The 24,939-nt window shown below is 70.0% G+C and carries 24 protein-coding genes; 13 read left to right on the forward strand and 11 right to left on the reverse strand.

The window, feature by feature from the left end:
* Positions 1-149: 149 nt before the first annotated feature.
* From ACFWN7_RS07910 to ACFWN7_RS07925, 4 genes are read left to right on the forward strand one after another with little or no spacing between them, the layout of a single operon-like run.
* Entirely contained in the window at positions 150-1,601 is a 1,452-nt protein-coding gene (locus ACFWN7_RS07910; protein WP_376938228.1) for a DUF3375 domain-containing protein, read from the forward strand.
* On the forward strand, positions 1,598-2,365 hold the full coding sequence (locus ACFWN7_RS07915; RefSeq protein ID WP_376938229.1) for a DUF4194 domain-containing protein: 768 nt from the start codon (positions 1,598-1,600) through the stop codon (positions 2,363-2,365). Before ACFWN7_RS07910 ends, ACFWN7_RS07915 begins: the two co-directional genes overlap by 4 nt.
* Positions 2,362-5,688: an ATP-binding protein gene (locus tag ACFWN7_RS07920; protein WP_376938230.1), complete on the forward strand. Its 3,327-nt coding sequence runs from the start codon at positions 2,362-2,364 to the stop codon at positions 5,686-5,688. Before ACFWN7_RS07915 ends, ACFWN7_RS07920 begins: the two co-directional genes overlap by 4 nt.
* The gene (locus ACFWN7_RS07925; RefSeq protein WP_376938231.1) at positions 5,688-6,944 is read left to right on the forward strand and encodes a Wadjet anti-phage system protein JetD domain-containing protein; all 1,257 of its coding nucleotides are present in this window, start codon (positions 5,688-5,690) and stop codon (positions 6,942-6,944) included. The genes ACFWN7_RS07920 and ACFWN7_RS07925 overlap by 1 nt, the downstream gene beginning before the upstream one ends.
* Before the next feature lie 51 nt (positions 6,945-6,995).
* Here ACFWN7_RS07925 and ACFWN7_RS07930 read toward each other — a convergent pair whose 3' ends face one another.
* Positions 6,996-7,181 (reverse strand): dsRBD fold-containing protein, encoded by a 186-nt coding sequence (locus ACFWN7_RS07930; RefSeq protein WP_376938232.1) that lies wholly within the window; start codon positions 7,179-7,181, stop codon positions 6,996-6,998.
* A 363-nt stretch (positions 7,182-7,544) separates the two neighbouring features.
* On the opposite strand from ACFWN7_RS07930, the gene ACFWN7_RS07935 reads away from it, so the two are divergent.
* The 4 genes from ACFWN7_RS07935 to ACFWN7_RS07950 all read left to right on the forward strand — a co-directional run bounded on the left by ACFWN7_RS07935 (position 7,545) and on the right by ACFWN7_RS07950 (position 12,946).
* Complete coding sequence (locus ACFWN7_RS07935) at positions 7,545-7,901, forward strand: DUF2200 domain-containing protein (protein ID WP_376938233.1); 357 nt, start codon at positions 7,545-7,547, stop codon at positions 7,899-7,901.
* Positions 7,902-8,459: 558 nt separating this feature from the next.
* Positions 8,460-9,656: a DUF222 domain-containing protein gene (locus ACFWN7_RS07940; protein WP_376938234.1), complete on the forward strand. Its 1,197-nt coding sequence runs from the start codon at positions 8,460-8,462 to the stop codon at positions 9,654-9,656.
* A 222-nt stretch (positions 9,657-9,878) separates the two neighbouring features.
* Positions 9,879-11,378 (forward strand): DUF2868 domain-containing protein, encoded by a 1,500-nt coding sequence (locus ACFWN7_RS07945; RefSeq protein WP_376938235.1) that lies wholly within the window; start codon positions 9,879-9,881, stop codon positions 11,376-11,378.
* Positions 11,375-12,946: a DUF3482 domain-containing protein gene (locus ACFWN7_RS07950; protein ID WP_376938236.1), complete on the forward strand. Its 1,572-nt coding sequence runs from the start codon at positions 11,375-11,377 to the stop codon at positions 12,944-12,946. Before ACFWN7_RS07945 ends, ACFWN7_RS07950 begins: the two co-directional genes overlap by 4 nt.
* On the opposite strand, the gene ACFWN7_RS07955 is transcribed toward ACFWN7_RS07950, so the two are convergent.
* Positions 12,906-13,175 (reverse strand): DUF1876 domain-containing protein, encoded by a 270-nt coding sequence (locus ACFWN7_RS07955; protein ID WP_376938237.1) that lies wholly within the window; start codon positions 13,173-13,175, stop codon positions 12,906-12,908. The two genes, ACFWN7_RS07950 and ACFWN7_RS07955, sit on opposite strands and share 41 nt — an antisense overlap.
* Before the next feature lie 96 nt (positions 13,176-13,271).
* Positions 13,272-13,475: a hypothetical protein gene (locus ACFWN7_RS07960; protein ID WP_376938238.1), complete on the reverse strand. Its 204-nt coding sequence runs from the start codon at positions 13,473-13,475 to the stop codon at positions 13,272-13,274.
* 175 nt (positions 13,476-13,650) lie between these two features.
* Between ACFWN7_RS07960 and ACFWN7_RS07965 the strand changes: the two genes are divergently transcribed.
* A complete protein-coding gene (locus ACFWN7_RS07965) occupies positions 13,651-14,418 on the forward strand; it encodes an alpha/beta fold hydrolase (RefSeq protein WP_376938240.1) in 768 nt (255 codons plus the stop codon).
* Between the two features lies 1 nt (position 14,419).
* Here the strand turns inward: ACFWN7_RS07965 and ACFWN7_RS07970 are convergent, their stop codons facing one another.
* The 3 genes from ACFWN7_RS07970 to ACFWN7_RS07980 all read right to left on the reverse strand — a co-directional run bounded on the left by ACFWN7_RS07970 (position 14,420) and on the right by ACFWN7_RS07980 (position 16,209).
* On the reverse strand, positions 14,420-14,707 hold the full coding sequence (locus ACFWN7_RS07970) for a DUF1905 domain-containing protein (RefSeq protein ID WP_376938241.1): 288 nt from the start codon (positions 14,705-14,707) through the stop codon (positions 14,420-14,422).
* A gap of 68 nt (positions 14,708-14,775) precedes the next feature.
* On the reverse strand, positions 14,776-15,699 hold the full coding sequence (locus ACFWN7_RS07975) for an SDR family oxidoreductase (protein ID WP_376938242.1): 924 nt from the start codon (positions 15,697-15,699) through the stop codon (positions 14,776-14,778).
* A gap of 132 nt (positions 15,700-15,831) precedes the next feature.
* The gene (locus tag ACFWN7_RS07980; RefSeq protein WP_376938243.1) at positions 15,832-16,209 is read right to left on the reverse strand and encodes a YciI family protein; all 378 of its coding nucleotides are present in this window, start codon (positions 16,207-16,209) and stop codon (positions 15,832-15,834) included.
* A gap of 223 nt (positions 16,210-16,432) precedes the next feature.
* Between ACFWN7_RS07980 and sigJ the strand changes: the two genes are divergently transcribed.
* Positions 16,433-17,368 carry an RNA polymerase sigma factor SigJ gene (gene sigJ / locus ACFWN7_RS07985; protein ID WP_376938244.1) on the forward strand — a complete coding sequence of 312 codons (936 nt, stop codon included), beginning with the start codon at positions 16,433-16,435 and terminating at the stop codon, positions 17,366-17,368.
* Here the strand turns inward: sigJ and ACFWN7_RS07990 are convergent.
* Together ACFWN7_RS07990 and ACFWN7_RS07995 are read right to left on the reverse strand one after the other, a co-directional pair.
* Positions 17,329-17,796 (reverse strand): Lrp/AsnC family transcriptional regulator, encoded by a 468-nt coding sequence (locus tag ACFWN7_RS07990; protein WP_376938245.1) that lies wholly within the window; start codon positions 17,794-17,796, stop codon positions 17,329-17,331. The genes sigJ and ACFWN7_RS07990 overlap by 40 nt on opposite strands.
* A gap of 284 nt (positions 17,797-18,080) precedes the next feature.
* Positions 18,081-18,674: a dihydrofolate reductase family protein gene (locus tag ACFWN7_RS07995; protein WP_376938246.1), complete on the reverse strand. Its 594-nt coding sequence runs from the start codon at positions 18,672-18,674 to the stop codon at positions 18,081-18,083.
* 89 nt (positions 18,675-18,763) lie between these two features.
* Here ACFWN7_RS07995 and ACFWN7_RS08000 point away from each other — a divergent pair, with 89 nt between their 5' ends.
* Positions 18,764-19,090 (forward strand): antibiotic biosynthesis monooxygenase family protein, encoded by a 327-nt coding sequence (locus ACFWN7_RS08000; RefSeq protein WP_376938247.1) that lies wholly within the window; start codon positions 18,764-18,766, stop codon positions 19,088-19,090.
* 26 nt (positions 19,091-19,116) lie between these two features.
* Here the strand turns inward: ACFWN7_RS08000 and ACFWN7_RS08005 are convergent, their stop codons facing one another.
* Both ACFWN7_RS08005 and ACFWN7_RS08010 read right to left on the reverse strand, forming a co-directional pair.
* Entirely contained in the window at positions 19,117-19,890 is a 774-nt protein-coding gene (locus ACFWN7_RS08005; protein WP_376938248.1) for a DUF1345 domain-containing protein, read from the reverse strand.
* 112 nt (positions 19,891-20,002) lie between these two features.
* A complete protein-coding gene (locus tag ACFWN7_RS08010) occupies positions 20,003-20,293 on the reverse strand; it encodes a hypothetical protein (RefSeq protein WP_376938249.1) in 291 nt (96 codons plus the stop codon).
* Positions 20,294-20,478: 185 nt separating this feature from the next.
* Here ACFWN7_RS08010 and ACFWN7_RS08015 point away from each other — a divergent pair, with 185 nt between their 5' ends.
* Positions 20,479-21,156 carry a hemerythrin domain-containing protein gene (locus tag ACFWN7_RS08015; RefSeq protein ID WP_376938250.1) on the forward strand — a complete coding sequence of 226 codons (678 nt, stop codon included), beginning with the start codon at positions 20,479-20,481 and terminating at the stop codon, positions 21,154-21,156.
* Positions 21,157-21,162: 6 nt separating this feature from the next.
* Positions 21,163-21,615, forward strand: coding sequence for a methyltransferase family protein (locus tag ACFWN7_RS08020; protein WP_376938251.1), 453 nt, complete (start codon positions 21,163-21,165; stop codon positions 21,613-21,615).
* A 90-nt stretch (positions 21,616-21,705) separates the two neighbouring features.
* Here ACFWN7_RS08020 and ACFWN7_RS08025 read toward each other — a convergent pair whose 3' ends face one another.
* A complete protein-coding gene (locus ACFWN7_RS08025) occupies positions 21,706-24,870 on the reverse strand; it encodes a M14 family zinc carboxypeptidase (RefSeq protein ID WP_376938252.1) in 3,165 nt (1,054 codons plus the stop codon).
* Between the last annotated feature and the right edge of the window lie 69 nt (positions 24,871-24,939).

Genomic DNA, 24,939 nt, shown 5'->3' on the forward strand with positions numbered 1-24,939 from the left:
GTTGGCGGCGTGCAGCGGCCAGCGCGCAGGGCGCATCCCCCGAGGGCACCCCTGCACGCGACGATTCAACGCCTGTCGGTGGCTCGACCTACCATGGTGCGGACCGACAACGACAAAGGATGACGGGCTCACGACATGGGAGGAGCGCGATGAGTGTCACCACCACGAGCTTCGCCCTCTCGCGCCTGCTCGACGACGATGCGAGTTGGCGGCTGCTGCGCGCCGACAACGCGCCGGTGATCGCGTCGCTGCTTTCGGCGCACCTCGGCGGCGAGCAGACCCGCATGCCCGCCGACGAGCTCTTCGAGGTGCTCGACCACGACCTCGACCGCCTGCGTGAGGCCGGCTTCGACTTGCCGCGCACTGCGCAAGGCTACTGCGCGGAATGGCGCGAGGCCGGCTATCTCGTGCGCCGCGCCGCCGAAGGCGCCCGCGGTGAGACCTATGAGCTGTCGCAGGGTGCGCTGCGAGGCATCCGGTATCTCGACCAGCTCGCCGAGCCGAGGCAGACGGCGACCGAATCGCGGCTGTCGTCGATCGCGTCGCAGCTCGCCCGGCTCGCGGTCGACACCGACCCCGACACGACGCGGCGGCTCGCGCAGCTGCACGCCGAGCGAGAGCACATCGAGCAGCAGATCGAGCGGGTGGCGGCCGGCGAGATCGACACCCTCGATCCGGCCCGCGCGCTCGAGCGGGTGCGCGACATCCTCGCGCAGGCCGAAGAGATCCCCGCCGACTTCGCGCGGGTGCGGGCCGAGTTCGAGGCGCTCAACCGTTCGCTGCGCACCGGCATTCTCGAGTCGGATGCCTCGCACCGATCGGTGCTCGATGAGATCTTCCGCGGGGTCGACCTCATCGCCGAGTCCGACGAGGGTCGCAGCTTCGCCGGGTTCTCGGCGCTCGTACTCGACGCCGAGGTCGGTGCGGCGTTCGACGACCACGTCTCGCAGGTGCTCGAGCGCGAGTTCGCCGACACGCTGGGCGCCGCGCAGCGCCGGTTCCTGCGCCGCTACGTGACGACCCTCAAAGACCGCAGCGCCGAGATCCACGAGGTCATCACGTCGTTCGCCCGCGGCCTGCGTCGCTACGTGCAGTCGCACGACTTCGAGCGCGATCGGGTGCTGAAGACGGCGATCCGCGAGGCCCTCGCCGCCGGCATCCCGGCCTCGACCGAAGTGAAGCCGTACCGGCAGACCGAGCTCTCGCTCGCGCTCTCGAGCGTGCCGATGGTCTCGGTCGGGCAGGTGCGGCTGCACGACCCCGCCGAGCTCGACGCCACCGCGCCGATCGTCGAGCACGAGACCGCAGTGGCGAACCTCGAGGCGCTGCGCGCGCTTGCCCGCGAGACCGAGATCGACTTCGACGAGTTGCGCGGCCAGATCAACGACGTGCTCGAAGCCGCCGGCGAGTGCACGGTGGGCGAGGTGCTCGCGACGCACCCGGCGACGCAGGGCGTGGCCAGCGTCGTCGGCCTCATCGCGCTCGCCGCGGTGCAGGGGGTCGTCGGCGGCGACGTCGAGCGCGTCCGCTGGTACGGCGTCGACGGGGTCGCGCGCGGCGCGAGCGTGCCCATGCACCGATTCACCGGGAGGGTGTTGTGAACGAGTCCGAGTCGACCGGCGTCGAGGCGGGGACGGGGGCCGTGCCCGAGGCATCCGTGCCCGAGGCATCCGTGCCCGAGGCATCCGTGCCCGAGGCATCCGTGTCCGAAGGCCTGTGGCGGGGCGACACCGGCACGCTGCACCTCGAATCGCGGCGTGCCCTGCTCGACCTCGTCAAGGGGCCGTACCTCTCGGGGCGGGCGAACCCTGGGCTGTGGGCGGCGCTGCTCGCCGACGAGGCCGCGATCCGCAGCCGGCTGAACGAGCTCTTCCTCGAGCTCGTGCTCGACCGGGTCGGCGAGGTCGCGTTCGTCCGCAACGTCGACGCGGGTGAGCTGTCCGTGCCGCGCACCGTGCGCACCGAGTCGCTCAGCTTCCTCGACACGGCGATGCTGCTCGTGCTGCGCCAGATCCTGCTGTCGCGCGAGGGCGAGGGTCGCGTCATCGTCGGGCGCGACGAGGTGTTCGAGCAGCTCGCCGCATACCGGCCGGCCGACCACGACGAGAAGCTCTTCGCCTCGCGCATGAACTCGTCGTGGATGAACATGAAGAACAAGCTCCGGGTAATCCACCAGGCCGGTGCCGCCGACGATGACGAGCGGGCCGAGATCTCCCCCGTGCTGCGGCTCATCGTCGACGCCGACCATGTGCGGCAGATCGAACGCGAGTACCGGCGCATCGCGGGCGAAGAGCGCATCTCGGGCGGCGAGGAGCGCGCGGGCGAAGAGCGCGAACAGAACGATCATGAGAAGGCGAGCGCATGACCCTGCTCGAGTTCCCGACCGAGACGCAGCCGGCGCCCGCCGAATCGGTCGCCGGCCAGTGGCGGCTCGCCCGCATCGAACTCGTCAACTGGGGCACGTTCGACGGACACCATCGCATCGACGTCGCGCGCAAGGGTCACCTGTTCACGGGCGCCTCGGGCTCGGGCAAGTCGTCGCTGCTCGACGCGATCGCGTGCGTGCTCACGCCCGACAAGTGGCTGCGCTTCAACGCCGCCGCCCAGGACGCGACGAGCCGGGGCGACGACCGCAGCCTCGTCAGCTACGTGCGCGGCGCCTGGAGCAACGAGGCCGACGAGACCTACGACCGCGCCGTCTCCGCCTACCTGCGACGCGGCGCCACCTGGAGCGGCGTGCTGCTGCGCTACGAGAACCTGCGCGACGCGCCCGTCACGCTCGTGCGGCTGTTCCACCTGCGCGGGGTGTCGGCCGACAAGTCCGATCTGCGCGACCTCTGCCTCATCGACCGCAGCGACCTCTCGCTCACCGAGCTGCGCGAGTTCGTCGCCGGCGGCGTCGAGGCCCGTCGGCTGAAGGCGGCCCGCCCCGAGGCATCCGTCACCTCGAACTTCACGCACGGCGCGTTCTATGCGAAGTTCCGGCGCATCTTCGGCATCGACCACCAGAACGCGCTGCACCTGCTGCACAAGACCCAGTCGGCGAAGAACCTGGGCAGTCTCGACCAGCTGTTCCGCACGTTCATGCTCGACGAGCCGAAGACGTTCGCGCGAGCGAAGAGCGCGGTCGAGCAGTTCGGCGAGCTCGATCGGGCGCACGCCCACATCGTCGAGCTGCGCAAGCAGGCCGACGAGTTGCGCGCGCTCGAGACGGTCATCGCCGAGTACGAGACCGCGACGGATGCCGCGACCGAGGCCGACCGGCTGACCACGCTGCTCGACCCGTTCCACGACCGGCTGACGCTGCGGCTGGCCGATGAGGAACGCGTGATGCTGCGCGCCGAGGAGGCCAGGCTGCGCGACCTCGTGGCGCGCTGCGAGGCCGCCGTCGAGCTCGCAGAAGAGCGACGCACCGATGCCGAGCGTCGGGCGCTCGAACTCGGCGGCGGTGACGCCGAGCGCGAGCACGAGTTGTTGCGGCTCGCGAGGCAGGCCGCCGACGAGACCGAGAAGCGCTGGCGGCGGCTCGCCGAGACGCTGCGTTCGGTCGAGATCGACCACGCGCCCGCCGACGCCGCCGAGTTCGCCGAGCTTCGTGAGACCGCCGCTCGTGAGCTCGCCGCCGAGGCGCCGCAGGCGCAGCACGACAACGACGACCACCGCGCGTACTTCACGGCTCAACGAGACCTCCGCAAGGTCGACGCCGAGCTCGATGCGCTCAAGCGCCGGCGAAGCAACCTGCCGGCCGAGCTGCTCGTCGCTCGTCAGCAGCTCGCCGACGAGCTCGGGCTCGCCGAGCAGGCGCTGCCGTTCGTCGGCGAACTCGTCGAGGTGCTGCCCGAGTTCGCCGAGTGGACCGGCGCGATCGAGCGCGTGCTGTACCCGATCGCGAGCGCAATGCTCGTGCGCGACGACGTGCTCGCCGAGGTGCGCCGACGCGTCGACCGTCGGCACCTCGGTGCCAGGCTCGTGTTCGAAGCCGTGCCGGCGGTGGCACCGCCGGTGCGCAAGGCCTCCGATGCGCGCTCGCTGCTGCATCGCATCCGCGTCGTCGACGGCCCGTTCGCCGAGTGGCTGCAGGCGCGGCTCGGGGCCGAGTTCGACCTCGTCTGCGTCGACAGCGTCGACGAACTCGACGCCGTCGATCGCGGCGTGACCCTGAGCGGGCAGATCAAGAAGTCGGCACGCCGTTACGAGAAGAACGACCGCTTCCGCATCGACGATCGGCGGCGCTGGATCCTCGGCGCCGACAACGAGGCCAAGATCGAGCTGCTGCTCGAACGCCGACGGGTGGTCGCACGCGAGCTCGAGGCATCCGACCACCGGCTGCAGGCCGCGGCGCGGCGCCGCGACGAGCTCACCAGCCGGCGAACCGTGTTCGCGTCGATCGCGCAACTCGAGTGGGCCGAGCTCGACCGGGCCGGCGCCGAGGCGAAGGTCGAGGCGCGGCGGCGCCGCCTCGAGGAGCTGACCGAGGGCAACGACGAGCTTCGCGACGCCGTCGACGCGCGCGAGGCGGCGATCGTCGCAGCTCGTGACGCGCAGAAGGCGCTGAGCAACGCCGAGGGTGATCTGCGCAATGCGACCGATCGGGCGGCCGCGCTCGATCGGCAGATTGCGGAGCTCGGCGATCGGGTCGCCGGCGTCTCGATCGACGAGGCCGATGTCACCGAACTCGAGCGTCGCTACCGCGAGAAGCAGCGCAGCCTCACCCGCGACACCCTCGAGAAGGCCAGGCGGCTCGCGGTCGAGACGTTGCACCGCGAGCTCGATGCGGCCCGCCGCCGTCAGGCCGCTGCGGAGGGGCGTTTCGTCGAGGGTGCGACCGTGTTCAAGACGAACTGGCGCACCGCCGCCACCGAGCTCACCGCCCAGATCGGCGACCGCGGCGGCTACCGCGAGCTGCTCGCGGGCATCGTGTCGCGCGGGCTCCCCGAGCACGAGGGCAACTTCATGAAGCTGTTGCGCGAACGCTCGCGCGACCAGATGGGCTTGCTCGCCTCCGACCTGCGCAACGCCCCGAAAGAGGTCGCCGACCGCATCGCGCCGGTCAACGCCTCGCTCGGCACCTCGCCGTTCGACCACGACCGGTTCCTGCGCATCGAGGTCAGGGTGCAGCGGTCGAGCGAGGTCACCGAGTTCCTCGCCGACCTGCAGACCATCACGCAGGGCAGCTGGGAGGACGAGAGCCTCGACTCGGCCGAACGCCGGTTCGGCGTGCTCAAGAAGGTGATGACGAAGCTCGGCTCGAGCGAGAACGCCGACCTCGCCTGGCGTCGCCGCTGCCTCGACACGCGCGAGCACGTGACCTTCCTCGCGAAGGAGATCGACCGGGGCGGCCGCGTCGTCAACCTGCACGAATCGAGCGCAGGGCTCTCGGGCGGCCAGCGCCAGAAGCTCGTCGTGTTCTGCCTCGCCGCGGCCCTGCGGTACCAGCTCACCGCCGATGAAGACCACCTGCCGTCGTACGCGACGATCATCCTCGACGAGGCGTTCGACAAGGCCGACAGCCGCTACACGCGAATGGCGATGGACGTCTTCGTCGAGTTCGGCTTCCAGATGCTGCTCGCCACCCCGCAGAAGCTGCTGCAGACGATCGAACCCTACGTCGGCGCCGTGACGACGATCGACAACCCGACGCGCAAGCTCTCGCAGATCGCGAACCTCGCCTTCGACCTGGAGGACTGATGGCCGCGTCGATGGTGACGGTCGCTGGTGCACGGGCGCGAGCGGCCCGCATCGTCGAACGCTCGCAGCGCGATTGGGCGGCCGCGCTCGCGCGCGGTGAGACCCCGGATGCCTCGCTCGAGATCGCGCTGCGGCCGCCATCCGAACGCGAGGCGCTGGCGGGGCTGCCGGGGGCTGTCGCGTGGGTGGAGGAGTGGCGTTCGGTCGAGGAGCGGCGTTCGGTTGAGCAGGGGCGTTCGGTCGAGAAGCGGCGTTCGGTCGAGAAGCGGCGTTCGGTCGAGAGTTCACCGAGCGGCGAGCAACACGACGGCGCGCCTCGCGTGGCCTGGGCCGAGCGGCGCTGGCCGAGCGTCGGCGCCCAATTCGTGCCGGAGCGTCTGGTGCTCACCGGTGCCGAGGCGATCGCCGACTTCGCCGGTGCTGCGGTCGGGCGCGACTGGCGCCGGTTGGCTGAGCGTTCGCGCGAGGTGCGCCGACGTTTCGATGGCGCGTCCGTGGCCGACGCGGTCCGGGCGGAGTGGCGCGCGCTCATCGACTACCGGGTCGATGAGTTCGCCACGCTGCTGCACGTCGTCGAATGGCTCGCAGCGAATCCCTCGTCCGGCCGTCGCGTGCGTGAACTGCCCATCCGCGGGATCGACACCAAGTGGCTCGAAGGGCGCCGTCGTGTCGTCGAGGCGTTCACGGCGGCCGTGACCGGCAGCGCCTCGCTCGGACTCTCCGAATCGCAGTCGACGATTCGCGTGCGGTTCCTCGATCCGGCATGCCGACCGGGCGGCCTCGAAGATCTTGCCGCACCGATCGCCCAGCTCGCCTCGCTGTCGATCTCGCCCGGCGTCGTCTTCGTATTCGAGAACCTCGAGACCGTGCTCGCGATGCCGCCGCTGCGCGGCGCGGTGGTCGTGCACGGATCGGGGTACGCGGTGGCGCGACTCGGCGATGTGCCGTGGATACGCGACGCACGTGTCATCTACTGGGGCGATCTCGACTCCGACGGGTTCCGGGCGTTGCACACTATCCGCGCGGTCGTACCTGATGTCACGAGCGCGCTCATGGACGACGCGACGCTCGACCGCTTCAGCGACCTGGTCGTCGTCGAGAAGCGGCCCGCGGCGGGCGCTATCGACCTGCTCACCGCGGATGAGGTACGGGTGCTCGAGCGGCTGGCCGCCGAGGGCGGGTTGCGGCTCGAACAGGAGCGCATCTCGTGGACGTACGCGCTCGAGGTGCTCGAGCTGGCTTCGACCGCTCCCTGAGCCTATCGAGCGGAGCCTGTCGACGCGCAGCGACCGTTGCAGCACCCGGCACTACCGGTGCAGATGCGCCGGCTCGCCTGTGGCGCAGCTGATGTCCTTCTCGGTCGCGTGCAGCAGTCGCTCGGCGAGGTTGCGCAGCGCGCGCGACACCGCGAGTCCGTCGCCGATGCCGGGCACGCTCGGATGGCGCGGGTTGCGCCGCGCCTGGGCGACGCCGGTCACATCCTGGCCCGTCACGACCGACACTGGGACGAGCGGCCGGTCGCGGCATCCGTTCGGTTGCGAGGGAGGGTGCGGTCGGGGCATCCGTTCGGTTGCGAGGGAGGGTGCGGTCGGGGCATCCGTTCGGTTGCGAGGGAGGGTGCGGTCGGGGCATCCGTTCGGTTGCGAGGGAGGGTGCGGTCGGGGCATCCGTTCGGTTGCGAGGTCGAGTGCGATCGCGGCATCCGTTCGGTTGCGAGGTCGAGCACGCCGACCGGCTGCGACGGATGGCAGCGCGATCGGTCGACTCGGCACCTGAGCGTCGGCACTGGACGTGGGAGTCGGACGGGCCGCGTACGCTGGGGATTCGGAACCACATCCCAGCGGCGGAGGGGACAGATGCCGACACAAGACCGGATCTTCGGGGTGAGCTTCGCGAGCATCTATCCGCTCTACGTGCAGAAGGTGGAGCGGAAGAACCGAAGCAAGGATGAGCTGGACCAGGTCATCAGCTGGCTCACCGGATACGACGACGATGGCCTGGATCGAGCAATCGGCGCAGGGGTCGATCTGCGCACCTTCTTCGCCGAGGCTCCGGAGATCAATCAGGGAGCATCACTCATCACCGGTGTGATCTGCGGAATCCGGGTGGAGGAGATCGGCGATCCGCTGATGCAGCAGATCCGATACATGGACAAGCTCGTCGACGAGTTGGCACGTGGCAAGAAGATGTCCGCGATCCTGCGCGGCTCATGATCGGGTGGGCCCGCACTCCGCATCGCTCTCCTCTGCGTTTCGGGCGCGCGATGCTCGGCGGGTGAGTCTTTCTCTCTCGCTCTCTTTCTCTCTTTCTCTCTCTCTCTCTCTCTCTCTTTCTCTTTTCGCTCCTTCCTCTCTCGAATATGAATGCGAAAGTGGATGCAACGGAAGTTCTCCACAATTCGAAACTGTGTCTTCCGTTCTCGCGGTCCAGCTGGGAGAATGAAGCATGTCCGAATCGCCGCAGGCCCTCCGCTCTCTGGGGGCGTTGCATGCGAATCTGGCGGATGCCTGGAGTGGGGCACTCCTCGCAGAGTCGAACGATGTCGGCGCCGATGTCCGGGTCATGAGCGATGCCGGCCTCGTTCGAGCCACCGAGGCGCTGGCGCAGCTGCAGCGGAGTGTCCAGGTGTTGCAGGCGCGCTGCGCGGCCGAGCTTGCGGGTCGTTCGCGCGCGGGTGACGAGTCCGATGTGGCCAAGAAGCATGGCTTCGCCACGGCCAAGCGGCTGATCGTGCAGGCGACCGGTGGCAGGTATGCCGATCGGCGCGTCTGGTGTCCATCGGCGAGGCGACCTCGCCGCGTCAGTCGTTCACCGGCGAGGTGCTGCCGGCTCGTCATCCTCATCTGGCAGCGGCGTTCGAGTCGGGCGCGGTGAGCATCGATGCTGCCGATCTGATCCGCCGCTTCCTCGACCGCATCGCGATTCGTGCCGATCGCGACGAGCTCGGCGACGCCGAGGTCCTGCTCGTCGAGCGCGCGCCGGTCGTCGGTGTCGATGGAACGCGGCGCCTGATCCGCCAGCTCGAGGCGCATCTCGACCCCGACGGCGTGAGGCCGCGCGAAGACGAGTTGCGTGGTGCGCGGTCGTTGAAGATCTGGCAAGACGCCGCCGGCATGGTGAACCTGCGCGGCGCGTTCGATCCGGTTAACGGCGCACCGATCAAGCTGGCCATCGAAACCCTCGTCGGTGCCGAGTTGCACGCCGCGCGCGATGCGCGTCGCGGGGTCGCTGCAGCTGACGCACCGCCGACGGCGGCGGGCGCTCCCGAGGTCGATCCGCTGATGCTCGATCCGCTGCTCGCCGAAGATCGGTCGATCGCCCAGATGAATGCCGATGCGCTCGCCGACATCGCGCGGCTGTCGTTGTCGAGCTCTGATGCGCCCGCGGCGCTGCGGTCGGTCATGGTCATCGCCCGTGTCGACGACGCTGCCCTCGTCTCCGGGCGGGGTCACGCGACGATCGACGGCATCGACCAGCCGATCTCTGTCGACACGGTACGTGAGATGGCCATGTCGGCGGGCATCGCTCCGTTGTACATGGCCGAGGGTTGCGAGCGGGTGCAGCTCGGGCGGTCGAGGCGGTTGTTCAGCTCGGCCCAGAAGGCGGTGCTCGTCGCTCGAGACGGCGGTTGCGCCTGGCCGGGCTGCCACCGGCCTCCATCGCACACGCAGGCGCACCACATCCGGTGGTGGAATCGAGACGACGGGTCGACCGACCTCGAGAACGGCATTATGCTCTGCGCTCATCATCATCATCGTGTGCATGCCGACGGGTGGGGCATCCTCATCCGGGCCGGCCGGAGTTGGTTCATACCCCCGCCGTACCTGGATCCCGAGCAGGTTCCACGTCCCGGAAACTCCTCCCCCGACCATCTGGCCGGCGAGCATCTGGCCTCGGGCCGTCGGGCCCGCCGTGCCGCAGGCCGGGGAGCCGCTCACGCGGGTGAGGTTGTCGCGCTCGCGCGGTGAACCCGCGCGGGAACGGCACGATGCCTCCGGCGACGACGCTTCCTGAGCTGCTGCGGCGACTGCGCTTCGCGAGCGGATGCGCTGACCGCGCGTGATGCGCGGATGCGCTGACCGCGCGTGATGCGCGGCTGCGGTGACCGCGCGTGATGAGCTGCAGCACCGCAAGCGACGACGCGACGTCGCAACGGCCCGTGAGTGCCACCCCGGCATAGAGTGGCGCCTATGGACGAGTCGGCCGCCCTCGAGGTGACCGCGGCGCGCGCCGTCGAGACAGCCGACCGGGATCGTGTGCTGTGGTCGGACGCCGACCGCGAGTGGGCCAGCCGAGCGGCCGCGGCCATCGTGGGGGAGCGGGCGAGCGCGAGGGAATTCCTCGGGCGGCGCGCACAGCTCGTACTCGAGCGCATCGGCACGCGGCAACCCGCCGTGACGCGCACCGTGCGCGGCATCCGGTGGCGGCCGTGGGTGGGCGTCGTGACCGTGCTCGGCGCGTTCGGGTTCGGCGTGGTCATCGACCGGATCGGCGGCGGGTCGAGCATCAATCTGCTCGCGCCGCCCGTGTTCGCGCTCGTCGCGTGGAACCTGGTCGTGTACGTCTGGCTGCTCGTGCGGCCGCTGGTGCTCGGCCGCGACGCGGCCGGTCCGGTGCGCGCCCTGCTCATCCGGGTCGCGTCGGTGCGTGCGCCGCTCCGCAGCGAGCAAGCGGATGCCGCGACCGCCGCCCGGCGCACCGTGCTCGCCGCACTTCCGCGCGAATGGGCGCGCGTCGCCGCGCCGCTCTACGGAGCGCGCGCCGCGCGAGTGCTGCACCTCGCCGCCGCGGCGACCGCGCTCGGCGTGATCGCCGGCCTCTACCTGCGCGGGCTCGCGTTCGAGTACCGCGCGTCGTGGGAGAGCACGTTCCTCGGCGCCGAGCAGGTGCACGACCTGCTCGCGGTGACGCTCGCGCCGGGCTCGTGGGTCACCGGCATCCTGGTGCCCGACGTGGCCGCGATCGAGGCGATCCGCGCGCCCGCGAGCGAGAACGCCGCCACCTGGATGCACCTCATGGCCGGCACGGTCGCCGTCGTCGTCATCGTGCCGCGGCTCGTGCTCGCCCTCATCGCCGGGCTGGTCGAGCAGCGCCGCGCGAAGCGCGTGCAGCTGCCGCTCGACGAACCGTACTACCGCCGCCTCGTCGCGGGATGGGTCGGCGAGCCGGCGAGGGTGCGCGTCATCCCGTACAGCTACACCCTCACGTCCGAGGCGCGGGCGGGGCTCGAGGCGATCCTCGCGCGGGCGTACGGCAACGCCGTCGCGACGATCGACGAGCCCGTCGGGTGGGGCGACGACGATTGGTTGAGCCCCGCGACGGATGCCGCGGGCGGCGCGTCCGAGGTCCGTCTTGCGTTGTTCAGTCTCACGGCCACCCCCGAGGATGACGCGCATGGGGCGTTTCTGACGGAGCTCGGAGCGGGCGCGAGCGGCGGCCGTGGCGCGGCGTCCGGCGCGGCGACAACAGTGCTCGTCGACGAATCCGCGTTCCTCTCGCGCTGGGGCGAGGATGCGCAGCGGCGTGACGAGCGACGCGCGGCGTGGCGCGAGCTGGTCGAAGCGCACGGCGGCGTGGCGGTGTTCGTCGACCTCGCCGAGCCCGACCTGGGGGCGGCCGAGGCGCAACTCGTGGACGCGGCATCCGCACACCGAAGCGACGAAGCGCCCGACGCGAGGCGGCGGAGATGAGCGAGCGCGCGGCATCCGACCGAGGCGAGCGGGGGTGGGGTCTCGATACGCCGGCTGCGTCTGTTACTCGACCGCCGGTGCCGGGCCTCGACGCCGGCGCCGTCTCGCTCTCGCTCATCTCGCACACCAACGCGGGCAAGACCACGCTCGCGCGCACGCTGCTCGGGCGCGACGTCGGCGAGGTGCGCGACGCGCCGCACGTCACCGCCGAGGCGACGCCGTTCCCGCTCGTGCAGACGCCCGACGGCGACCTGCTCACGCTGTGGGACACCCCGGGCTTCGGCGACAGCGTGCGGCTCGCGCGCCGGCTGCGGCAGGACGGCAACCCCATCGGCTGGTTCCTGTCGCAGGTGTGGGACCGCTACCAGGACCGCGCGCTGTGGCTCAGTCAGCTCGCGGTGCGCAACGTCGCCGAGCAGGCCGACGTGGTGCTCTACCTCGTGAACGCGTCCGAGGCCCCCGCCGACGCCGGCTACCTCGCCCCCGAGCTCGAGGTGCTCGAGTGGATCGGCAAGCCCGTGCTGGTGCTGCTCAACCAGACCGGCCCGCCGCGCGAGAGGGTCGCCGAGGAGGCCGACGCCGCACGGTGGCGCGCCGCGCTCGGCGACGCCGCCCACGTGCGCGACGTGCTCCCTCTCGACGCGTTCGCGCGCTGCTGGGTGCAGGAGCTCACGCTGTTCGCGGCGATCGAACCGCTGGTGCCGGATGCCTCGCGGCCGGCCTTCGCCCGGTTGTCGGCGGCGTGGCGCGACCTGCGCATGGACGAGTTCGACGCCGCGTCATCCGCCCTCGCAGGGCCGATCGCGCATGCCGCCGCCGATCGCGTCATCCTGCCGATGGAACCGCTCGCGCAGCGGCTCGGCGGCTCCCTCGGCCTGCCGAATCCGGCACGCACGCAGGCCCGAGCGGATGCCGCGAAGCAGATGTCCGCCCGCCTGCAGGCCGACCAGCAGAAGGGCATGGAGCGGCTCATCAGGGTCCACCGGCTCGAGGGACGCGCCGCCGACGAGGTGCTCGAGCGGGTGGCGGGCGACATCCACATCGACGCGCCGCTCGACGAGACCCGCACCGCCGCGGTGTCGGGTGTGGTCTCGGGCGCGCTCACCGGCCTCGGCGCCGACCTCGCCGCCGGCGGGCTCACGTTCGGCGCCGGCATGGTCGCCGGCGCCATCATCGGTGCACTCGGCGGCGCGGGCATCGCGCGCGGCGTCAACGTGGTGCGCGGCCGGAGCGAGTCGAGCCTGCGCTGGGAGGGGGCGTTCCTCGACGGGCTCGTGACCTCCGCGCTGCTGCGCTACCTCGCCGTCGCGCACTACGGCCGCGGTCGCGGCGCCTGGCGGCAGGGCGAGTACGCGCCGCACTGGCGTCCGCTGGTCGTCGACGCCGTGGTCGCCGAGCAGGATCGGCTCGCGGCGATCTGGGCGCGGCGCGGCGACGGCGAGGAGGCGCTGCGCAACGAGCTCGAGGCGGTGCTCGGGGACCTCGCGCTCGGGCTCCTCGACGCGCTGTATCCGGGGGCCCTCGGTTCTACCGATGCAGGTGCGCCGGCTCCCCGGTGGCGCCGCTGATGTCCTTCTCCGTCGTGTGCAGCAGCCGCTCGGCGAGGTTGCGCAATGCGCGCGACACGGCGAGCTCGTCGCCGATCTCGGGCACGCTCGGGTCGAGCGGGTTGCGCTGCGCCTGGCCGACGCCGGTCACATCCTGGCCCGCGGGCGTGCGCAGGCTGACGCTCGCCAGCGTGGTGCCGTCTTGTTCGTCGATGTCGACGGTGATGCTCCACTGCTTCGTCGCGGACATGGAACTCACCACCCCCTCCGGTCTGGTTTCCACGTTCAGCGTAGCGACCTGCCGCACGTGCGGCGAGGGCTCGGGATGCGATGCGAACCGGGAACGCTACTCCTCGACGCCCGGCTCGCCACCCTCGAGGCCACCGTCCGTGGAGTCGGTCATGGGTTCTGCGTTCCCGGGAGCACCGGGCTTGTCACGACCGGACTGAGCGGGCGCGTCGGATGCGTCGTCGGCCTGCTCCGCGGCATCCGTCCGCTCTGCGTCGTGGGGAACCGAAGCCACGTCGTCGGGCAGGTTCGAGTCGGTCATGGGTCGCTCCTTCCTGGGTGTCCTGCTCGGTTCGATCCCGGCAGGCTACGCACGATCGCCCAGGCTACGCACGATCGCCGCGTGCCGCACGGGGGTTGACTTGACGGGCGGATGCCGCGGCGCAACGATTGCGGCATCCGTTCCGGATCCTTCCGGCGAGCGAGGAGGCCGCGTGATGGCGCGCATCGACATCGACGGTGTCAACACCTGGACCGAGACGCGCGGAAGCGGCGAGCGAACCATCGTGCTCCTGCACGGCGGCCTCGGAAACAGCGACGACCTGCTCGACTCGATCGGCCCAGACCTCGAGGAGCGCTTCCGTGTCATCGCGTTCGATCGCCGCGGCCACGGCTACACCGCCGATACCGATGAGCCGTTCCACTACGACGACATGGCCACGCACGCCATCGCGGTGCTCGAGCGCCTCGGTGCGGCATCCGCGATTCATCTCGTGGGGTGGAGCGATGGCGGAATCGTGGCGATGCTCGTGGCGCTTCGTCGGCCCGACCTCGTCGACCGGCTGGTGCTCATCGGCGTCAACTTCCACTTCGACGGCATCCACGAGCTCGGCCCGGGCGACGGCGACATGCCCTCGCCGCTGCTCGAGGGCTACGCGAAGCGCTCACCCGACGGCGCCGACCACTTTCCCGTCGTGGCCGAGAAGTTCATGGCGATGGCGACCACGGAGCCGACGCTGACCACCGAGGATGTCGCTGCGCTGCGGCATCCGACGCTGGTGCTCGCCGGTGACGACGACCTCGTGCGCCTCGACCACACGGTCGCGCTGTATGAAGCGCTCCCGGCCGGTCGGCTCTGCGTGCTGCCCGGCGCGTCGCATCTTGTCGTGATCGAGCACCCTCGGCTCGTGGCCGGGATCATCGCGGACTTCCTCCAAGGTCCTGAGGCACCTGAGACGGTCCTCCCGATCCGGCGGGCCAGGTGAGTCACCCGTCGTGCACGTCGAGCTCGACCTCGATCGCGTCGCCGAGCCCGATGCCCTCGGCCTTCAGCACGGCGCGCTTGAGCGGCAGCGCGTAGGTGTCGGCCGAGGGGAAGATCGAGGTGTTCCACGTGGTGCCGCCGACGGTCGCGGTCACGCGCACCGAGTCGAAGCCACGCGGCATCCGCGGCTGGTCGGCGATGTCGGCGCTCGGCTCGGGCGGAACGTCGACGAAGAACCAGTTGCGCCGCGCCGACCACTCGTAGATCTCGGCGGTGAAGCGGATGCGCATGCCGCGATGGTACCCGGCGCCGGGTCGCTTGCCGTGGTCGACGGTCGCAGGCGCACCCAGGCAGCCGCTCACCGACCGGCCTTCACAGGCCGCCCTGTGGTGCGCGAGCGGCCGCCGCCGCGGCGCCCGATTCCGGGAAGCTCAGCGTCACCGTCCTCCACAGCGCGCTGCCCGACCTGCTCCGCCACGACCTCCTCCCACGTGCGCGTGCCCACGGCTCGCTCGGGCGAGAGGTTCGCGCCGCCGAGCATCGCCTTCGCGGCACGACCCGGCAGACCGATCCGGACGATCGGGCGGCGCTTGCCCACCGCACGGAGGTAGCCGCGCAGCAGTTCGGCGGCGTCGTACACACGGGGGCCCGCGACATCCGGAACCAGGCCTGCCGGCGCACCGAGCGCGAGCGGCACGAGGTGATCGGCGACATCGGCCGCGGCGACCGGTTGTGCGCGCAGGCCGCGCGGCAGCGGGATCACCGGCAGCTTCGCCATCACGCCCGCGACGAGCCACACGAGCTCGTCGAACTGGGTGGCGCGCAGCGTCGTGTGCGGAATGCCCGACTCGGCGACCACGAGCTCGGCGGCGCGCTTCTGCTCGAAGTAGCCGAACATGTTGCGGTCGGTCTTCGTGACCACCGGGATGCGGTCGGCGCCGACGACCGAGATGTACACGAGGTGCTTCACCTGCGCAGCGGATGCCGCGTGCACGAGGTTTCGCGCCTTCAGCTCGTCGCCCGTGCCGCTGCCCGCCAGGTGCACGACGGTGTCGACACCGGCGACCGCCGCACCGATACCGTCGCCCTGCTCGAGGTCGGCCGCGACGTACTCGACGCCGGGCCGGCGCGCCGCGGCATCCGGGATGCTGCGGCTGAGCACGCGCACCGGGACTCCGGCGGCGAGCAGCCGTTTGACGACGAGGCGTCCGAGCGTGCCGGTGCCGCCGGTCACGACGATCGGGGTGGGGGTCCGGCCGGGGGCCGGGGTGGTCTCGTTCATCTGTTCGCTCCTTCGGTGGACGATGCGACCCGCCGGACGACGGGCGCGAACCGTGTCGGTGGCGACCGGTTCACTGCATTGACACGCGGGCGCGAAGAAGTGTGACGGATCCATCCGGCGGCATCCGCCTGCTCAGCTCGCCGGCGGCTCCTGCAGTGCACGCACCTCGATGCGGCCCTGCAGCGCGGCCGACGCCCTGGTCGCCCATTCGACGGCCGCGGCCTCGTCGGCCGCCTCGATCACCCAGAAGCCGCCCACGTACGACGGCGCCTCGACGAACGGCTCGTCGAGCACGCGGGTCTCGCCAGACGAGGCGTCGACGGTCTTCGCGGTCGACGGCGGGTTCAGGCCTCCGGCGAACATGAACGCGCCCGACTCCTTGAGGGCGGTGTTGAACTCGTCGACCGCGGCCAGCACGGCCGCCAGCTCGGCGGGGTCGAACTCCTGCATCGACGCCATGGTCGGCTCGGTCGCGGAGTCGTGGGGCACGGTGAGGAAGTACTGGGTCATCGGTCGATCCTTTCGTCGTGGGCGCCGTGGGCGCCGTGGGCGCCCTGGTGTCGCCCTCATCAAGAACGTCGAACGAGAACGGCTCGAATCGACACGGGCTCGAAACGCCTCTGGAACAAGCTACGACGTCTCGATCATCACCGCGCGGAGGGGCCGCGTCGAGCCCCCGGTGTCGGTGCCATGTGGTTCACTGCTCTGACGCGAGGGTGCAGGAAGGGGACGCATGGGTGAGATCGAGGAGTTGGCAGAGCGATTCCAGGCGCAGCGGCCGCAGCTGCGGTCGGTCGCGTACCGCATGCTCGGCTCGCTCAGCGATGCGGATGACGCGGTGCAAGACGCCTGGCTGCGCGCGAGCGCGGCCGACTCGAGCGAGGTCGAGAACCTCGGCGGGTGGTTCACCACGATCGTCGCACGCGTGTGCCTCAACCTGCTGCGATCGCGCGCGACGCGCAGGGAGCAGGCGCTCGGCACGCACGTTCCCGACCCCGTACTGAGTCGAGCGGATGCCTCCGGCGCGAGCGCCGCGGCCGATCCCGAGCGGCAGGCCCTCATCGCCGACTCGGTCGGGCTCGCGATGCTGGTGGTGCTCGACACGCTCACGCCCGACGAGCGGCTCGCGTTCGTGCTGCACGACTCGTTCGCGGTGCCGTTCGACGACATCGCCGCGATCGTGCCGTGCTCGCCGGCGGCGGCGCGGCAGCTCGCCAGTCGTGCTCGCCGGCGGGTGGCGCAGGCGCCCGCCCCCGATCGCGACCCCGCACGGCAGCGGCGAGCGGTCGACGCGTTCTTCGCGGCATCCCGCGGCGGCGACTTCGACGCGCTCGTGGCCGTGCTGCACCCCGACGTGGTGCTCCGCGCCGACGGGGGCGCGGGGCGCCCGTCGCTCACGAAGCTGCTGCGCGGGGCGGCGACAGTTGCCGGGCAGGCGGTCACCTACGCGCAACTCGCGCCGTGGGTGCATCCGGTGCTCGTGAACGGCGCGGCCGGCGTGGTCGTCGCGCCGCACGGCGAGGCGGGCTCGGTGATGGCGTTCACCGTGGTCGACGGGTTGATCGCGGCGATCGACGTGCTCGCCGATCCCGTTCGGCTGCGGGAGCTCGACGTGGTGGGGATGCTGGGTCACTCGGGCGGCGCGTCGAGCAGCGCCGACATGCGGTAGGGGATGACCTCGCGCAGGAACAGGCTCGTCGAGGTGCGCACGATGCCGGGGCAGAGCCTGATCTCCTCGCTCACCCGGTAGAGGTCGTCGGGCGTTCGGGCGACGACGCGCAGCAGCAGGTCGTCGTCGCCGGCCGGGGCGAAGCACTCGAGCACCTCGGGGATGAGCTTGAGGGCTTCGATCGCGCCCTGGATCTGGTGCTGGTCGAGTTCGGCGCGCACCGACGCCGAGATGCCGCGGCCCAGGGCGTCGGGCCTGACCCGGCTGCTGTTCGCGCGGAGCAGCCCCGATGCGGCGAGCTTGTCGAGCCGGCTCTGCACGGTGGCGCGGGCGAGCCCGAGTCGCTGGGCGATGATCACCGTCGGCAGGCGCGGGTCGTCGTCGAGTTCGACGAGAATGCGCCGGTCGGTGTCGTCGAGTGTGGCCATTTTGAATCCTCGCCGTCGGAAGTACTTGGTTAAATGTTGCAATATGACTAGTCGATCTGCGTCATATTGCTCTGATTGCAGATCGTTGTTACAAATGACTGTACACAGGGCGAGGCGGTCACGAGCCGCATCCCCGAGGCGGATCCGGCGGCACCACCCCGTCGGCGGGTCTGGACATCGCCCCACCAGCGATCCTCGACGAGCTCACCGAGCCATGACTCGAGCGGATGCCGCGGCACGATGCCGCGGCATCCGCTCGTTGAGGGATGCGCTCGCGCTGCAGGCTATTCGCCGCGCCGTTTCGGTCCGACGCCCTCGGGGACGCTCTTGTGTACGTGCGGGATGTACACGAGCTTCTGTGTGCGACCGTCGAGCACGGTCGATTCGACAAGCTCGAGGTCGAACTCGGGCCCGTCGCGAAACAGGGCGGCGTAGCCCGCCCTTCCCGTGATGGCTGGGAAGACCATGATCTCGAGTCGGTCGACGAGACCGGCGGCGAGGAGGGCGCGATTCAGTGAAATACTGCCGTGCGAGCGCATGGGCACGTCGGTTTCGCGCTTCAGCCTCTCGACGGCCGTCACCGCATCCTCGTTGACGAGCGTCGAGTTCTGCCACCCGAGCGGCTCTTCGAGTGTGCTCGAGAACACGAGTTTCGGCAACGTGTTCAGGCTGTCATAGTAGGGCTCGTCGTACTCGACGACGAACTTCCTGAATTCCCTGAACGTCGTGGCGCCGAAGACCAGCACCTGATCCTGCGCGAAGGTATGCACCCGATCCTCGAGGAGCTCCGGGCCCTCCTTGCCCCAATAGCCGGGCCAGCCTGTGGCCGAGCCGTTTCCGTCCAGACTGCTGAAGAAGTCGATCGTGAAGGTAGCCATCAACCCACGGTATGGCGTCCATTGCTCCGCCGGAAGCTTCACAGAACAGGCTGCAGGTTCCAGACTCTTGGGAATGCCAGGATGTGATCATGTCAATCGCGCAGACGCCCGAACCGCCCTATACGGCCGTCATCTTCACGTCCCTTCGCACCGGTGGCGACAACGGCTACGGCGTGATGTCCCGGCGGATGGTCGACCTGGCCTCGCAGCAGCCGGGATTCCTCGGGGTCGAGTCTGCGCGCGAAGGCCTGGGGATCACGGTCTCGTATTGGGCAGACGACTCTTCGGCGGCAGCGTGGAAACAGGTGACCGAGCACGTGATCGCCCAGGCACGCGGTCGCGCGGCCTGGTACGAGGACTATCAGGTCCGGGTCGCCACCGTCAGCCGCTCGTACGGCCCCGACGGCCCGCGTTAGGGCTGTGGCCACCGTGCGGCATCCGCTCAATTGCCGCCCGACATGATCGTGTTCAGCGCGAGCACGATGATGAAGCCGTTGAAGAAGTAGCTGATCACGGAGTGCCAGGTCACGGTCCATCGGATGCGGGAGGACGTCTCCACGTCGTTCGGCGTGAAGCTGGTGCCGATCTGGTAGGCCACGTACACGAAGTCGAGCAGACCCGGGTTCGGCGTCTTCGGGAAGCGCAGCACGGGATCCTCGTTCGGGCCGCCGGTGCCTTCCGCGCTGCCATCCGCTGCGCCATCGGCCGCGCCATCCGGAACCGCAACGCGGACGTTCGCAGCACGTCCGCGTCTGCGCCCCACGTGGTACAACCGATAGTAGATCTGCGCGAAGCCCCAGTGCAGGAATCCCCACGCGAGGAGCATCGCCCACACACCGAGGAAGTCGATGAGGCTGCCGAGGTCGGGATCTTCGCGCAGCACAAGCAGCTCGCTCGCCGCCGAGACGCCGATCAGGCTCGAGACGATGGTGATGATCATCGAAGCCAGCCGGCTCGGCGGCCGCGTCGCGATCAGCGTGGGCGACGTATGCCAGGCAGTGCGCGCCAGACGCCCGAGAATGACGAGCCACGCGATCAAGTAGACCGTCGACAGCAGGCACCAGATCGCGAGTGCCGAGAGCTGAAGCACTGACTCCTCGTCCGCAACGACGAAGAGCAGACCGACCACCACGATCACCGTGAGCGACACCAGGTTCACGATGCGCCCGGTTCGGTGCGTGGCCGTCGCGACATGGGTGGCCGCGGCATCCGTCATACGCCCCTCCTGTCGAGCACCGGAATTCTCGCGACGCGGTGGTCCGCGCGTTCCCCTATGGTGCACCGTGCGTGGGCTGCGGCACCAGCATCGAGAGGATGTCGCGTGGTCGTCAGCCCGCGGTGCGAACGCGCCCGTACTCGTCGACGGTGATGATCGCCGTGAGCTTCTTGCGGTTCAATGCGCGATAGACGACGTAGATCAACCAGAGTCCGCCGGTGAGGATCACGAGGATGAGGTTCCAGAACCACCCGATCCGCTTGTTCTTCGACAGCACGGCCTGGCCGGCCGCGGCCGTCTCAACGGTCCAGCCGCGCTTGGCGTACTTCGCCACCTCGGCGTTGAGGATCTGCGAGCGGGTGGCCTCCGGCACGGGAGCAGCAGCTGAGTTCGCATCGGTCATGCACGAACGATAGCCCGTCCGGGTCGCGACCGCGGGGCCTTGTCGCGGCATCCGTTGCGTCGTAGTGTCGCGAGCGACCGCGCTGCCTCACCCCCAGAACGAGATCGGGAGCCCACATGCCCGCGACCGCCCTTCCTTCCATCGGAGACGAATCCGGCGCCCCGAAGACCTGCGACGCAAGCGGCATGGCCGAGATCCACCGGATGTTCCGTGCCGGGTTCAACGAGGGTCCGACGCTCGTGACCGGGGTCGCCGAGGGCGATGCCGCGCACGCCGACGTCGTCGGCGACCACCTCGACATGCTCTCGGTCGGCCTGCACGGACATCACGAGGGCGAGGACACGATGCTCTGGAGCCCGCTCGAGACCCGCGCGCCCTCGTGCGCCGTGCACGTCGAGCGCATGAGGGCGCAGCACGCCGAGATGCTCGTGCACCTGCACGAACTCGATGCAGCGCTGCCGGCGTGGCGCACGAGCGGTCGGTCGACGGATGCCGCGGGCGTGCTCGCCGCGCTCGAGGGCGTCAACGTCGCGCTCGCCGAGCACCTGCCCGACGAGGAACAGCACATCGTGCCGGTCATGGAGACGGTGATCACGCAGAAGGAGGTCGACGCCCTCTCGGAGCACGGACGCAGGGCGACGCCGAAGGGCAAGCTGTTCCAGCAACTCGGCGCGATCCTCGCGGCGCAGCCCGACGGCGGCGACGCCTGGCAGCGCCAGCACCTGCCGGCTCCGGTGCGCCTGATCTGGCGGGTCATCGGCAAGCCGAAGTACAAGGCGAACCGGGCGGCACTCACCGGGAATCCGAACGTGGAGAGCACACCACCCACCGTTGAGCAGGAGCAGGATGGTCACGAGGGGTGAGCAACGATGAACGATCGCGCGAACTGGCTCGTGTGGGCACAGTTCGTGCTGCTCGCGTTGCTGTTGATGCCCGGCGGGCCGCTCTGGAGCGCGACGTGGGTCACGGTGGTCGCGATACTGTTCGTGCTCGTCGGTGGAGCGTTCGCTGTCGCGGGAGCGGTCGTGCTCGGCCGCGACCTCGTGCCGTGGGTCGCACCGAAGGCGGGAGCGCCGCTCCGCACGAACGGCATCTACCGCTTCACCCGCAACCCGATCTACCTCGGCCTCGCCATCGCAACGGCGGGTTGGGTGCTGTGGCGGGCTCGCATCGAGCTCATCGTGATCTGGGGGCTGCTCACCGCGGTGCTCATCGTGAAGGCTTACGTCGAGCAGCACCGCCTGATCGACGCGTTCGGCGACGAGTACCGGGACTACGCCCGGCGCACGCCGCTGCTGCTGTTCGCCCGCGGCATCCGCTGACGACTCGAACGCGGCAGGTGGGCGTGCCGTTCCGCTGACACACGGATGCCGCGCCGCGGGCAACCCCGCGACGCGGCATCCGCTCAGCCGCTACCCGGCGAAGTGGGCGAGCATCCGGCCGACCACCTCCGCCCGCTGCTCGTCGGTCGCGAGCTGCTCGAGCCCGAAGCCGAACATCAGCGTGTCGGGCGTGGCGATGACGCCGTGGAACGGCCCCTCGACGGTGATGCGCTCCCAGTCGCCCGTGTTGCCGGGGCTCGTCGCCGGCGCGCCGAGCACCTGCCAGGCGCCGAGCCCGGTCTCGAAGCCCTCGGCCTGGGTCTCGGTTCCGGCGACCACCAACTTGGTGTCGTCGACCATCAGCCCGGTCTCGCCCGTGAACGGGTCCGTGACGTAGCTGAAGACGATCTCGACCTGCTCGCCGGCGTATCCGCTCAGGTCGAACGACACCGGGATCCAACCGTCGGACGATCCGGTGAACGAGTTCCATTCACCGGTCGTGCCGGTGGGCAGGCACGGCTGCCCACCGGGCTGCACCGTGAGGTAGTGCTCGAGCTGCGGGTGTTCGCCGACGTAGAAATCACCCTCGCACTCCGCCGGCACGTCCGACGTGGTGGCACCGCCCAGCTCGGGAAGCGTGGTCCAGTCTTCGGTGCCGACCGGGCGCGCCTCGACGATGACGTGGTCGTAGCCGACCTCGGTGCTCACCGAGAACTGGGCATCGAACGTCGCTGTTTCGCCCGCGCCGAGCTCGGGAACGGTGAATGTGCGGCCGAGCCGCTGGTATCCGTCGTCGATGTGCGCGGCGAACGCCGCCCAGTCGCCTTCTATCGGGATGAAGGGCCCCGACGGGTTCTGGTACTCGGCGGCCGCCCAGCTCTCGAACTGCGGGAACTCGCCGACCGGCAGCACATCGCTGGTCACGGTGAACTCGCCGGCCTCGTCGATCGGGTTGTCCTCCGCGGCCGGGCCGCCGAAGAGTGCCTCGATTCCGGTGAGCGGGTCGTCCGTGCCGACCACGCCGCCGGCCCCGACCGGCGTGCGGTCATACGCGCCGAGCCAGTATTGCGTGAAGTCGTCGGCGAGCAGCAGGCAGTCGGAGAAGAAGTCCTGCGTGACCACGCAGTCCTCCTCCGGCGCCCCGTCGAGCCCGTAGTAGATGCCGCCGAGCGCTCCAGCGAGCGCCCCGTGGTACCCCGTGGTCTCGCCGGCGTACGCGAGCTTTCCGCCCTCGTTGAGCCAGTCGCGCATCGCGAGGGTGAGGTACTGCTGTCGCTCCGCGACGGAGAGGTCCTCGAGCGGGCCGAACAGGTAGGTGTCGGTGAGGAAGTCCTCGGGATCCTGCGTCAGCCGGTTGTCACCGAGGTACCACAGCGCCGAATCGAAGTGCGAGAGCACCCCCAGCGGGTGGGGCACGCCCTGCGCGTCGACGTCCCAGACATCCGGGGTCACGCCGTTCGCCTCGAGGGCCGCGACGTGCTCGTCGACGTACTTGGGGCCGTCGCCTCGCGGCACCTCCTCCGGGTTCACGCCCGTGTAGTCCTCGTTCGCGACCACGAGCACCGAGTTGCCGGTGTCCTGTGCCAGCTCGTACGTGAAGTGCTCGCTCTCGATCTTGCGGAGCTTCTCGCCCTTCAGGATGTCGCGCGGCGACGGGAACGCCGAGAACCACACCTCGACGGAGTCACCCGGTTTCGCCCCGCGAACGGTGCCGCGGTATTCGGCGTAGTAGTCGTCGTTCTCTCCGCCGTAGCGTTCACCGCCCTTCCACTCCTTGACGACCGAGATCCTCGTGCGGCCGTCGTTGATGCGGTAGCTCATGAACTTCGCGATCAGGCTCCGCTTCGCGACGACGGCCACCGGCTGCGGGTCTCCGTACGACACCGTGAAGGGGTCGACGACGAAGTCCGCCGTGTCCCGGCCGACGACCGAGACGGGGTCGTCGGGGTCGAGCGCCGACTCCGCCACGGCGAGCGCGAAGGGGATGTTCTTCTCGAACTCGGCCTGGATCAACGCCTCGTCGTCGGGGAAGTTGAACCCGCTCTGGCAGTCCTCGGCGAACCATTCGTCGTCGGGGTTCGAGTCGGATGCAACTTCGCAGGTCGTCATCTCGGGCGTGAAGCCGAGCGTGCCGTACGCCTCCTGCATGTGCGTGTCGATGTCGCCGTTGGTCGTGTAGAGCTCCGCAGCGATGTCGGGGTCGTAGCCCGGCACTGCAGGGTTCGCGTCGTCGCCGGCCATCGCCTCGTAGATCACGTCGTCGGGCGACGGGGTCGCCACCTGCCAGCCGACGCCGTAGAGCAGCAGCTCGGCCGCCGAGTGGTAGTTCACGAAGAACTGCGGCGTGAGGTCGGCGAAGAGCCCGTCGAGCGCCTGGATCTCGGGCTCGGAAGCCGGCGACGGACCACGGTAGGTCTCACTCGCCGGGTTCGGCGACGAGCCCTCGTTGTCATATCCCCAGTGTGTGGCGGAGTTGCGGTTCAGGTCGACGCCGTCGCCGGTGGTGATGACGCCGTCGCCGTTGTTGTCGCGCAGGTTCTTGCGCCAGAGCCGTCGACCCTCCTCGAACGTGAAGTCGTAGCCGTCGGGGTTCATGACCGGGATGAACCAGAGCTCGGTGGTGTCGATGATGTCGGTGATGCGCTCGTCGGTTCCGTACGAGGTCAGGTAGTGGTCGAGCAGGCGCCGCACCATCTCGGGCGTGATCCACTCGCGAGCGTGCTGCGCACCCATGTACACCGTGGTCGGACGCTTGCCGTCCTTCGCCTTGTCGACGTTCCGGGTCACGCGCACCGCGGCGATGTCCTTGCCGTTCGTCGTCTGGCCGACCACTCGCAGCTCGGCGATGCCGGGATGCGCCGCGGCCTGTGCCGTGAGCTCCTCGAGCAGTCCGCCGTCACCGCTGTACGGGCGGAACACGCCCTCCTCGGCCTGCAGCGAGCGTCGCTGCGCACTCGGCGCCTTCTGCTCGAGCTCGGCGCCGCTCGCGGCCAGCTGTTCAGCCTGGTCGCCCGAGATGATCACCTGCACCTCGAGCTGACCGGGTGCATCCGCGCTCGGCGCCGTGACGATCTCGCGCCGGTCGACGCCGAGGTCCACGATCGCGGCCAGCCCCTCAGCGTCGACGGTGCCCGTGTAGACGGCGAGCTGGTCGCTCTCTCCAGGCGGTGGATCGGGTATCGCCACGCTCGGCGTGGCGATGACTGCGGTGAGAACCAATGCTGCTGCGGTTGCGGTGGCGAGCTGACGGATCATCGAGTCCCCTTCGTTCGACAGTGAACGCTGCTCATCCTTCACCCGTGCTTCGAGGGAGGTCAAGAGCCA

It is taken from the genome of Agromyces sp. NPDC058484 (assembly GCF_042720415.1).
Lineage (GTDB): Bacteria > Actinomycetota > Actinomycetes > Actinomycetales > Microbacteriaceae > Agromyces.